This is a genomic window from Micromonospora sp. H61 (genome assembly GCF_018070325.1).
Taxonomy (GTDB): domain Bacteria; phylum Actinomycetota; class Actinomycetes; order Mycobacteriales; family Micromonosporaceae; genus Micromonospora; species Micromonospora salmantinae.
The window spans coordinates 1-10,848 of the sequence record NZ_JAGPXY010000118.1; the positions used below are offsets into that span (position 1 = coordinate 1).

Here is a 10,848-nt window from a genome sequence, read left to right on the forward strand (position 1 = left end):
CGGCGGTCGGCAGCGGACGCGCCCACCTGGCCCGGCGCGTCGCCCCCGCCGCGCTGGCCCGCGCGTACTCGGTGAACGCCGTCGGGCAGGAGGTGCTCTACGTGGGAGGCCCCCTGGCGGTGACACTGAGCCTGCTGATCAGCGGCCCGACTGCCGCACTGCTCGCCTTCGCGGTGATCGGCAGCGCCGGGCTGCTCGGCATGGTCGCCGTGCTGCCACCGCGCGAGGCCGACCGGCAGCCTCGCGGGAAGGGCTCCGCGCTGCCCGGCCAGGCCACCCGCCGCACCGTCGTCGGCACCCACGTCGGCTACATGATGGGGATCGGCGCGATGTGGGTGCTGGTGCCCGCGTTCGCCACCACCGTCGGGCACCCGGACCAGGCCGGGCTGCTGGTGACCATCTGGTCGGTGGGCAGCCTGGCCGGTGGCGTGCTGCTGGCGAGCCGGGGGCGGCCCGGCAGCCCGGCGGCGGCGTACCTGACGATGCTCGGCACACTTGCCGCCACCTCGGTGGCGCTGCTGCTGCCGCGCAACGTGCCACAGATGGCCGTGGCGCTGGCGGTCTTCGGTATCGCGCTGGCGCCGTTCCTCGCCGTCACCGACGAGATCCTCGCGCGGTCCACCCCGGCGGTCCGGCTCCCCGAGACGTACGGGTGGTTGCAGACGGCCGGGCAACTCGGCATCGCCGCCGGCTCCGCGACCAGTGGCGTGGTCAACGACCAATTCGGTAACACCTGGGCGTTCCTGGTGGTCGTCGGCGCGCTCGCGCTGGCGCTGGTCGTCGCGCTCAGCCGCCGCCGGACGCTGCGGCTGCCGTCCGCTGCGCCGCGGGCCGAAACGGTCGGGTCGGCGGTCCCCGCCGGCGGGTCAGGTTTCGGCCGGGACGACGCCGGGTAGCCAGCGCCGACGCGGACCGGTATCGACGGGGGGCACGGCGTGGGCTACCGAAATCGCCAAGGTGAGCAGCCGGGCGACCCACAGCACAGCGAGGACGAGGCCGGCCAGGCGCCACTGGTGCAGGTCGAGACGGACACCGAGGTCCCCGCACCGGCGGACACCGACGTCCGGCCGGACATCGTGACCGAGCCCGACAACTCGGGCGTCGCCGGTGGTTCGTCCGGCAGCAGCGGCGGCGGTTCCAGCATGCCGGGGCACCCGGACGCGACTCGCTGACCCGGGATCAGCGGCTGGTCAGCGCGCCCCGGGCCTCGGTCATACCCTTGTTGGCGAGCCCGTCGGCCCGCTCGTTCTCCGGGTGGCCGTTGTGCCCCTTGACCCACAGCCAGGTGACCTCGTGCCGTTCGCAGGCCGCCTCCAGCCGCTGCCACAGGTCGGCGTTCTTCACCGGCTGCTTCGCGGCGGTCCGCCAACCGTTGCGCTTCCACGACGCCAGCCAACTGGTGATGCCGTTGCGCACGTACGTGCTGTCGGTGTGCAGCTCCACGGTGACCGGCCGGTTCAGGCTCTCCAACGCCTGGATGGCCGCCATCAGCTCCATCCGGTTGTTGGTGGTGGGCGTGGCCTCACCGCCGCACAGCTCCCGCTCGTGATCGCCGTAGCGCAGCAGCGCACCCCAACCACCCGGACCGGGGTTGCCGCTGCACGCCCCGTCGGTCCAGATCTGCACGCCCCTGCCGGCCGCCGCGTCCACCATGCCCGGCAACCTACCGGGCGCGGACGTCGTCCTCCCCGCTCGGGGGGCCGGCGCGCCGAGCCGTCGGCGCCGGACCCACCACCGCGGGTGGGATGGCCGGCGCGGGCCGGGTGGGGCGCAGCCGGTCGTGGACCCGGTGTGCGGCGTCACCGGCGGTCGCGGCGATCATCGGCCACAGCCGGGTCGAATTCATGATCGCGACCTCCTCGGCCGGAGTGGTGCCGCCGTCGAGGAAGCGCAGCACCCGCTCGGCCGGATTGCGGTCGAAGAGCCGGTCGAAGAACTCGGGACCGCCCACCCCGCCCCGGTCCAGCGCCCGCAGCGCCACCGCGTCCATCCAGCGGTGCCGGCGCGGGTACGCCGGCTCGGGCACCGGCGCGCGGCCGGCAGTGAGGGCGCGGGCCACCTGGTCGGCCTGGCGGTGCATGGCGGAGAAGGTGAAGCCGGTGGAGGGGCGGGTCGCGCCACCGGCCGTGCCGAGCCGGACCACGCGGGGGGTGGGCCGGGCCGGGAACGGCGCGTCGGTCATCGGGATCACCCCGTTCTCCACCTCGCGCACCCGCAGCCCGGTCGGATCCAGCCCGAGCAGATCCCGGTAGCCGGCCAGCGCCGCGTCGTACCCGGCGTCGGTCAGCAGGTCCGGCGAGAACTCGGTGTACTCGACAAGGGCGTAGCGGTCGCTCACCGGCAGCACGTAGCCGAAGGAGACGCCCCGGGGCGGCTGCGGGGTACGGAAGTCCATCAGCACCGCGCGCGTCGGGTCGAACGCCGGCCGGTCAGCCTCCAGCCACCACCCCCGGAAGTGCTGCAACCAGGTGGTTCGCCCCGCTCGCGCCGGCGGTCGGGGACGGGAGTCGAGCACCCAGCCGGCCCGTACGCCGCGCCCGTCGCCGGTGCCCACCAGCACCCGGTCACCGTCGTCGCGCACCGTCTCGGCGGGCGCGACGATCCGGATGGTGTCGAGGCGACGCTCGGCGTCGGCAGCCCGGTCGTAGACCGGGCCGGAGCGGAGCATGGCGTACCGCAGCGGGGTGAGGTCCAGGACGCGGCGTCGCGCCGCCGTCGCCACCTCGACCTGCTGCCAGCTCGCGCTCAGAAGCGGGTCCAGGTCGCTGTCGGGGTGACCCCAGAACGCCCAGGTGCGGTCCTGACCGCGGCGGCGCACCGGGTCGACGATGGCGATCCGCAGATCCCGGACGCCGTGCCGGTCCAGTGCGGCGAGCAGCAACGACGCGGCGCCGCCGCCACCGAGCAGCGCGAGGTCGACGTCGAGCGGCGCGGAGTCGGTCACCCGCACCACGCTGCCACACGGTCCGGTTCGCACGCGTGCCGCCACCCGATGGCCAGGTTGACAGGCAACCCATTGGTTGCCTAACTTGACAAGCAACCGAATGGTTGCCTGTTGCGGGGAGGGTCGATGGACGACGCGTTTCGGGCGCTGGCCGACCCCAGCCGGCGTCGACTGCTGGACCGACTCAACGAGCGCAACGGCCAGACCCTGCGGGAGCTGTGCGACGGGCTGGCCGGCACCCGACAGTCCGTCAGCAAGCACCTGTCGGTGCTGGAGGCGGCCAATCTCGTCACGACCGTGCGGCGCGGCCGAGAGAAGCTGCACTACCTCAACGCCGCCCCGATCAACGCCATCGCCGACCGGTGGCTCAGCCGCTACGACCGCGAGCGCGCTGCCACCCTGGCCGACCTGACCACCGCATTGGAGCGACAACCCATGGAGAGCCCGACCTTCGTCTACACCACCTACGTCACGAGCACCGCGCAGCGACTGTGGTCCGCGCTCACCGAACCGGCGTTCACCCGTCGCTACTGGGGTGGAGTCGCGCTGGTTTCGGACTGGCAGGTCGGGTCACCAGTGCTGTGGCAGGACGCACCGGACGGCGAGCCGCGCGACCTCGGCCAACGGGTGCTCGTCGCCGAGCCCTACCGACGTCTCTCCTACAGCTGGCACGGCTTCCAACCCGAGCACGCCGAGCACTTCGGCTGGTCCGCCGAGGAGCTGGCCGCCCGCCTCGGTGAGCGCCGGTCGACGGTGACCTTCGAGATCGAACCGCACAGCGCGTCGACCGTCCGGCTGACCGTCATCCACGACGACTTCTCCCCCGACAGTGAGATGCACCGGGCGATCAGCGGCCAGCTCGACGGCAGCGGCGGCTGGCCGGAGCTGCTGGCCAGCCTCAAGACCCTGCTGGAGACCGGCGAGCCGATGCCCGACCCGACCCCGGCCCAGGCCCACTGACCCGAGCGCGCACCCGACGCGCCCGGTCGTCGATCGCGGGCGGCCAGGCGGTGCATTTCCGCCGTCTCCGGCAATACCTCGCCATCGACACAGCGACGACAGCCCGACCGGATGGCCATCGATCGGAGCACCGGTGCCGGTCGGGCTGTCCGGGCCTTTCCGCAGCTCTCCCCGCCTTCGGGTGGACACGTGACGGCAACGAGGATTTCTCATTTTCACCTGATCGAGGACCCAACCCACCTAGTGTTGGGCACACCGGTGCTAGTCACGGAGTTGGCCACCCGAACGACGTCCCACGCAGTCAGCGGACGAAAAGTGAGGGAAGACGCGTATGAAGGTCTCAACAGCACTCTGCTCGGCGGCGCTCGGCGTGGGCCTCGGCACGCTCCTGCTGCCAGGCGCCGCACTGGCCGACACCACTGTGTCACCGGCCACCACCCCGGTCGGTGGGACCGTCGTGCTCACCGCGACGACCTGCAACCCGAAGTCGGGTGACGCCCTCTTCCGGGTCACCGGCCCCAACCGCGACCAGAACGTCCGATCCACCACGGCCGCCGCCGGCGGCGGGCTGAGCGCCGAGCTCTTCACCGCCGGGTTCACCCTGGGCACGTACACGGTGGCGGCGACCTGCGGCGACGGCAGCTCGGCCGGCACCGCCACCTTCGCCGTCACCCCGATCGGCGGCGCGCCGGCCGGCTCCGGCGGCGACAACCGTGACACCGGCGCTCTCGCCGCCGGCGGCACGCTGCTCGGCACCGCCCTCGCCGGCGCGGGCACCCCGACGATCCGGTACGGAGGTGCACACGTGCGGTCGCGGCGGGCCCTGGCGGCAGTGGTGGCCCTGCTCGGCGTGACCGGGCTCGGGCTGATCACCGTCGGCCTCACCGCCGACCCGGCGCGGCCACCACGACCGTCGGTCGAAGCGCCGACCCGCACCCACCCCGCACCGGACCTGGCTCCGCTGCCACCCGCCGCGCCGGTCCGGGTGCAGATCCCCGCCATCGACGTAGGCGCCGACATCGTCCCCGTCGGCGCCGACGCCGCCGGGGTGCTGGAGGTGCCGCCACTGGACCGGCCCACCCTCGCCGGCTGGTACCGGCACGGGGTCAGCCCCGGTGAGACCGGCAACGCCGTCCTGGTGGGACACGTCGACGCGCCGTCCGGCCCGGCGGTCTTCTTCGACCTCGGGCGGCTCCGCGCCGGGCAGCAGGTACAGGTCACCCGCGCCGACGCACGGGTCGCCACGTTCACAGTGGACGACGTCCGGGCGTACCCCAAGGAGCACTTCCCCACCACCCTGGTCTACGGCCCGGCGGACGCCGCCGGGCTGCGCCTGATCACCTGCGGCGGCCGGTTCGACGCCGCCACCGGCAACTACGTCGACAACGTCGTCGTCTTCGCCACCCGCACCGCCTGAACCGAGCCGCCTCCCCGCTGTCGGGAGCCGGACCCTGGTCGGCAGAATGCGGTGGCACCATCCCCTGATCGGGACGGTGCGCCGGCGACGGGGAGGCACGCGGTGGATCAGCGACCGGTACGGGACCGGACCGGTCGGGGCGTACGCGCCCTGGCCCGGAGACTGCTCGGACGGGTCGAGGACGGCTCCCCCACCCCCCGTCGGTCCAACCCGGACGCCGTGGTCGACTGCGCCGTCTACGTCAACGGCCGCCGGGAGCCCGGCCAACCGCACTACGCCGACGCGTACGCCCGGGCACGACACAGCCGCGACGCCTTCGTGTGGCTGGGACTACACGATCCCGGCCCGGCGGTGCTCGCCGCGGTCGGCCAGACCTTCGGCCTCGACGAGCTGACAGTCGAACAGGCGCTCGCCGACGGGCACCGGCCCACAGTGCAGCGCCACGGGCCGGTCACGCTGCTGGTCCTGCGCACCGCCGGGTACGTGGAGCACGACGAGCTGACCGACACCTCCGAGGTGATCGACACCGGGGACGTCATGGTGCTGCTCGGCGACCGCTTCGCCATCACTGTGCGGCACGGCGCCGCCGGGGCACTGCGCAGCGTCCGCGCCGACATCGAACGCCGCCCCGCGCTGCTGGCCGCCGGACCGTGGGCGGTGGCGTACGCGGTCTGCGCCCGCATGGTCGACTCCTACCTGGAGGTGGCCGGGCACGTGGAACGGGACCTGGAGCGGGTCGAGGAGGCGGTGTTCGCCCGCGACCGCACGACCGACATCCAGCACATCTACCAGCTCAAACGGGAGGTGGTGGAGTTCAAGCGGGCGGTCCTGCCGTTGCAGGCGCCGATGCGTACGCTGCTCGAACCCGACGGCCCGCCGCGTGCCCTGCACCGCTGGTTCGTCGACGTCGACGGCCGGCTGAGCCGGGCGGTGGACCGGGTGGCCGCGTACGACGACCTGCTCACCTCGATCGTCCAGTCGCGACTGGCGCAGCTCGCCGTCGAGCAGAACAACGACATGCGCAAGATCGCCGCCTGGGCGGCCATCGCGGCCACCCAGACCGGCATCGCCGGCATCTACGGCATGAACTTCAACCACATGCCCGAGCTGGCCTGGCGCTACGGCTACGCCGGGGCCCTCACCCTGATGGCGGCGGCGGCCCTGTTCCTGTACCGGCTGTTCCGCCGCTCCGGCTGGCTCTAACCTCCGCCCGGCCCGGCCCCGGCGAGCCCCGGCCCGGCCCGGCCCGGCGATCTTGCACTTTGTGTCGTCAATATGCACTATTTGTAAATTATGTCGCGACAGAAAGTGCAAGATCGCGGTGACCGGACGCGGGGGCGGGGCAGGGGCGAGGGTCGGGGGTGCGTGGGGCAGGATGACGGATGTGGGTAAGGGTGCAAAACGTCGGCGGGGGAACGCGACGACGGGACGGGCGTGCCCGTGCGGCTCCGGCCGGGCGTACGCGGACTGCTGCGCCCCGGTGCACGGCGGCGACGCCCCGGCGACGGCCGAGGCGTTGATGCGCTCCCGGTTCAGCGCCTTCGCCCTCGGCGACTCCGGTTACCTGCTGCGCAGCTGGCACTCCTCGACCCGACCCGCCTCCCTTGAGCTCGACCCGGGGCAGCGGTGGACCCGACTGGAGATCGTGGAGACCGAGCGGGGCGGCCTGCTCGACACCGCCGGCACTGTGACCTTCCACGCCCACTACCGGGACGCGGGCCGGCCCGGCACGATGACCGAACACAGCCGGTTCGTCCGCGAGGACGGCAGGTGGGTCTACGTCGACGGTGACCAGGTCTGACGGCTGCGCCGACGGCCGGGCGGGGCGTACGATGACGTCGGCGTAGTCCTGCGCCGCATCTCCCTCCCGACGCTCACGCCGTCGGCAACGCGGAGGCAAAGGGGGCCTGGAGCCCGGGACGTGGTGCCACATGCCGTTGCCTCTCAGTGTGCTCTAGTGAGCACGCGGTTGGCAGTCCCGCCTTGCGGTGAGACGGTCCCGGTCTGACCCGCTGGCGCGGTGCCGGGTTGACGCTTCAATGCCACCAGCCCCGCGAGTGGGGTCTTGCGGTCGGCTCCACGTCCAGCCGCCGGGCCACTCCCGGCGGTTGTTGCGTCAGCCGCGAGCGCGGCCAAGTTGTAGGCGGCGTTGAGGTCCCGGTCGAGGACCAGGCCACACGATTCGCACTGGTATTCACGCTCGGACAGGGCGAGTTTGGTTTTCACCGCGCCGCAGCCCGAGCACGTCTTGGAGGAGGGATACCAGCGGTCGGCCAGGATCAGCCGGCCGCCGTTCCACCTGGTCTTGTAGGTCAGTTGCCGGCGGATCTCGGCGAACCCGGCGTCGGCGATGTGCCGGGCCAGCTTGCGGTTGCGCAGCATCCCGGTGACGTTGAGGTCTTCGATGACGACCGTGGCGTATTCGCGGGTCAGCCGGGTGGTGAGCTTGTGCAGTCCGTCGCGGCGCAGGTTCGCCACCCGGGCATGCGCCCGGCCGAGCCGGGCTGCCGCTCGCTCCCACCGCTTCGAGGCGCGTCGGCCGGTGCGCCGGTCCGGGCCGGTCTTGCGCGCCAGTGCCCGACCGAGCGCCCGCATCCGCTGGCGCGCTGTCGTCAGGTATCGCGGGTTGTCGATCAGCTCGCCGGTCGACAGCACCGCCAGGTGCCTGATGCCGACGTCGACGCCGAGCACCGCGCCCGGCCGGGCGGGTAGCCGCTCGCCGCGCTCGACCTCGACGCAGAAAGCGACGTGCCACCGGCCGCCGTCACGTCGCACGGAGGCGGACATGATCCGGGCGGTGCCGTTGTCGATCCGGCGGGCGAGCTTGCGGGCGGACTCATGCAGCTTCAGCCGGCCCAGCCGGGGCAGCACCACATGCTTGCGGTCGGACTCGATCCGGATCGTCCCGGTGGTGAACCGCACGGACGCGATGCTGCGGCGGCGGGACTTGAACCCCGGGAACCCGACCGGCCGGCCGGCGCGCTTACCTGAGCGCGAGTCGGCCCAGTTCTTCAACGCGCGAGCGAGGGCGTCGAGGCCGGTGTTGAACGCCTCCTTCGAGCACTCCCGCCACCACGGCGCGACGTCGGGCTTGGCGACGTTCCACGCCTTACGCAGGCCGGGCAGCGTCCACGACAAGGTCGGGGTCAGCATCTCCTCCGGCACGCCGTAGGTGCGTTCGGCGGCCCGCTGATCCATGACCGCCTTGACCCTGGCCAGCGCCCAGTTGTGGGCCACCCGGGCCGCCCCGGCGTGCGCCAGCACGCCACGTTCCTGACCAGGGGTGAGGTCCAGGGCGAACCGGTACGCCTGGATCGTCTTCACGCCCGGCCCTCAGCGGCGGCCTCGACCGCGCGACCGGCACGGTTCGCGGCGGCGCGGCGGCTATACAGGCGGGCGCACAGCAACGTCAGGATCTCGGTGACATCACGCACGAGATCGTCGTCCACCTCGGCCGGGTCGCGCAGCAACGCGAGGAACTCCTTGCGGTGCCCGTTGAACGCCGAACCGACCTCGGTCACCACCCGGTCCACCGCCAGGCGCTGCCCGGTCGCCCACACGGCGACCCGCGCGACCTGCCGGTCCAGGTCCGGCTTCTGCTCGGCCGACGACACGCACGCGTACACAACGGTCTACCCGGCCTCAGTGGTCGCACCCGTCAACGGTTCACCGACCATGATCAGCCGACCGAGTCGATACACGGGAACAGGCAGCGTCCCGGACTCGTAACGCCGCCGTGCGGTCGCGTACGAGATGCCGGTAGCCGCCGCCCACTCCTTCAAGTTCACGCTGCCCACCATAGACAACTAGTAAGCACTAATGACCAACGATGTGTTAGCAGCAGTCAACCCCACTCCGGCGGGTTCGACGGGAGCGTGAGTCCCGGTGACCGTGCCGTTGACCGGGAGCATGTGATGACCACCCAGAGATCGTTCAAGGCCCGGGTCCGGGCCCGGATGGAGAAGACCGGCGAGAGTTACACCACCGCCCGCCGGCACCTGATCAATCGGACCGTCGAGTCGGCTCAGGAATCCACCGCCGCGTCCCCGTCACCTCGCCACCGAACACGAGGTGCCAGGCTGGTGGGCACAGACCATCACCGTCGGGTACGAGCAGGCACGCGGCCTGCGCGCGCCGGGTCAACGACGCGGCGGTGGCTTCGAGGCCAGCGCGAGCCGGACGGTGGCCGTGCCGGCGCTGCGGCTGTTCGAGGCGTTCGCCGACGAGACGGCACGCGCCCGTTGGCTGCCCGACGTCGAGGTACGCGTCCGCACCGCCACCGCGCCGCGCAGCTTCCGGGCCGACTGGGCCGGGGGTCCCACCAGGATCGTCGTCGGCATCGACGCTGTCGGCGAGTCAAAGGCCCGGGTCAACGTCGTGCACGAGAAGCTGCCCGGAGCCGAGCAGGCCGCGGAGCTGAAGGGGTACTGGCGGGATCGGCTCGCCGCGCTGAAGGTGTTGCTCGAGACGGACGGAGACGACCGATGACCATGACATTCATCAACCTGCCGGTGCGTGACCTGACCACCGCGACCGAGTTCTACCGGGCGATCGGCTTCACCAGCGACCAGGCCGAGCCGGACGGCGACAGCATGGTGCTCACCATCTCCGACACCACCCGGCTGGTGCTGCACCTGCGCTCGGGCTTCGAGGCGTACACCGGGGTCGCCACGCCGGACACGGCGACCAGCCGTGAGGTCGTCGTCGGCTGTCGGCGCCGAGCCGGGGGCAGGTCGACGAACTCGTCGACCAGGCGGCGGTCGCCGGTGGGGAGTCGCTCGGGCCGGGGATGGCCAACGGGCCGATGTACATGCGCGGCTTCCGGGACCTCGACGGCCACCAGTGGTCGTTCCTGCACATGGCCGGCTGACCGCGCGGCCCAGCGACGGCCCGAGGAGGCCGCCGCCGGGCTCCGGTCAATCCGGGCCGCCCGGCACGGCCGCGGCCACACCGGTGGGCACTGCCGTCCGGCGCCGGCAGCGGGTCAGCAGCACCAGCGCCACCACGAGGTACGCCCCGGCGGTCAGCGCGAACGCCACAGCGTTGCCGGCCGCCGTGGCGAGCAGACCGTAACCGGCGTACGTCACGATGATCAGCACGTCGGTGGCCATCCCGGCCAGGGAGGTGACGGTGGCGCGGCTGGTGCCGGTGATCCGGGCCTGGAGTCGCGCGTCGGCCAGCACTGTGGCCAACTGCGCCGCGCCGAAGGCCACCGCGAGCAACACGAACCCGGCCGGGTGCCGCAGCAGGGCACCTCCGGCCAGCGCGACGCCGACCAGCCCCAACAGTGCGGCGTACCCTCGGCCGCCCAGCCGCTCCCCCGCCGGGGCGAGCAGCCCGCCGACTGTCACTCCGGCCCAGAGCAGCAGGAGCAGCAGGGGTACGGCCTGCGCGCCGACGCCGGTGTCCAGGGCGAGCAGCGGGGTGTACTCGTCCAGGGCGCCCCAGTCGGCGGCGACCACGGCCACCAGCAGCACGGCGGCCCGCACCGGCGGACGGGGGCGGGCCGCCGTGCTGCTGGTGGCCG

General features: G+C 72.8%; 11 protein-coding genes and 2 pseudogenes. 7 read left to right on the top strand and 6 right to left on the bottom strand.

Features of this window, described 5'->3' with window-relative positions:
• Both KBX08_RS31235 and KBX08_RS31240 read left to right on the top strand, forming a co-directional pair.
• On the top strand, nucleotides 1-896 hold an 896-nt coding region (locus KBX08_RS31235), incomplete at its 5' end, for an MFS transporter (RefSeq protein ID WP_210787370.1).
• 39 nt (nucleotides 897-935) lie between these two features.
• Nucleotides 936-1,172 carry a preprotein translocase YidC gene (locus KBX08_RS31240; RefSeq protein WP_203117470.1) on the top strand — a complete coding sequence of 79 codons (237 nt, stop codon included), beginning with the start codon at nucleotides 936-938 and terminating at the stop codon, nucleotides 1,170-1,172.
• A 7-nt stretch (nucleotides 1,173-1,179) separates the two neighbouring features.
• On the opposite strand, the gene rnhA is transcribed toward KBX08_RS31240, so the two are convergent.
• Entirely contained in the window at nucleotides 1,180-1,653 is a 474-nt protein-coding gene (gene rnhA, locus KBX08_RS31245) for a ribonuclease HI (protein WP_091406604.1), read from the bottom strand.
• 10 nt (nucleotides 1,654-1,663) lie between these two features.
• Nucleotides 1,664-2,944 (bottom strand): lycopene cyclase family protein, encoded by a 1,281-nt coding sequence (locus tag KBX08_RS31250; RefSeq protein ID WP_210787371.1) that lies wholly within the window; start codon nucleotides 2,942-2,944, stop codon nucleotides 1,664-1,666.
• 126 nt (nucleotides 2,945-3,070) lie between these two features.
• On the opposite strand from KBX08_RS31250, the gene KBX08_RS31255 reads away from it, so the two are divergent.
• The 4 genes from KBX08_RS31255 to KBX08_RS31275 all read left to right on the top strand — a co-directional run bounded on the left by KBX08_RS31255 (nucleotide 3,071) and on the right by KBX08_RS31275 (nucleotide 7,122).
• Entirely contained in the window at nucleotides 3,071-3,904 is an 834-nt protein-coding gene (locus KBX08_RS31255; RefSeq protein ID WP_210787372.1) for a metalloregulator ArsR/SmtB family transcription factor, read from the top strand.
• An 805-nt stretch (nucleotides 3,905-4,709) separates the two neighbouring features.
• Entirely contained in the window at nucleotides 4,710-5,321 is a 612-nt protein-coding gene (locus KBX08_RS31265; RefSeq protein WP_210787378.1) for a class F sortase, read from the top strand.
• A 102-nt stretch (nucleotides 5,322-5,423) separates the two neighbouring features.
• The gene (locus KBX08_RS31270) at nucleotides 5,424-6,524 is read left to right on the top strand and encodes a magnesium and cobalt transport protein CorA (RefSeq protein WP_210787373.1); all 1,101 of its coding nucleotides are present in this window, start codon (nucleotides 5,424-5,426) and stop codon (nucleotides 6,522-6,524) included.
• Nucleotides 6,525-6,705: 181 nt separating this feature from the next.
• Nucleotides 6,706-7,122, top strand: coding sequence for a YchJ family protein (locus KBX08_RS31275; protein WP_238689624.1), 417 nt, complete (start codon nucleotides 6,706-6,708; stop codon nucleotides 7,120-7,122).
• Nucleotides 7,123-7,265: 143 nt separating this feature from the next.
• Here the strand turns inward: KBX08_RS31275 and tnpB are convergent, their stop codons facing one another.
• Together tnpB and KBX08_RS31285 are read right to left on the bottom strand one after the other, a co-directional pair.
• Entirely contained in the window at nucleotides 7,266-8,645 is a 1,380-nt protein-coding gene (tnpB, locus tag KBX08_RS31280; protein WP_210787375.1) for an IS607 family element RNA-guided endonuclease TnpB, read from the bottom strand.
• Nucleotides 8,642-9,109, bottom strand: a pseudogene (locus KBX08_RS31285) (recombinase family protein). The gene tnpB and the pseudogene KBX08_RS31285 overlap by 4 nt, the downstream one beginning before the upstream one ends.
• A 283-nt stretch (nucleotides 9,110-9,392) precedes the next feature.
• Here KBX08_RS31285 and KBX08_RS31290 point away from each other — a divergent pair.
• Nucleotides 9,393-9,809: a hypothetical protein gene (locus KBX08_RS31290; protein WP_210787376.1), complete on the top strand. Its 417-nt coding sequence runs from the start codon at nucleotides 9,393-9,395 to the stop codon at nucleotides 9,807-9,809.
• Between the two features lie 52 nt (nucleotides 9,810-9,861).
• On the opposite strand, the gene KBX08_RS31295 is transcribed toward KBX08_RS31290, so the two are convergent.
• A complete protein-coding gene (locus KBX08_RS31295; RefSeq protein ID WP_210787377.1) occupies nucleotides 9,862-10,161 on the bottom strand; it encodes a hypothetical protein in 300 nt (99 codons plus the stop codon).
• 76 nt (nucleotides 10,162-10,237) lie between these two features.
• Nucleotides 10,238-10,848 (bottom strand): annotated as a pseudogene (locus tag KBX08_RS31300) (hypothetical protein); the annotation flags it as partial.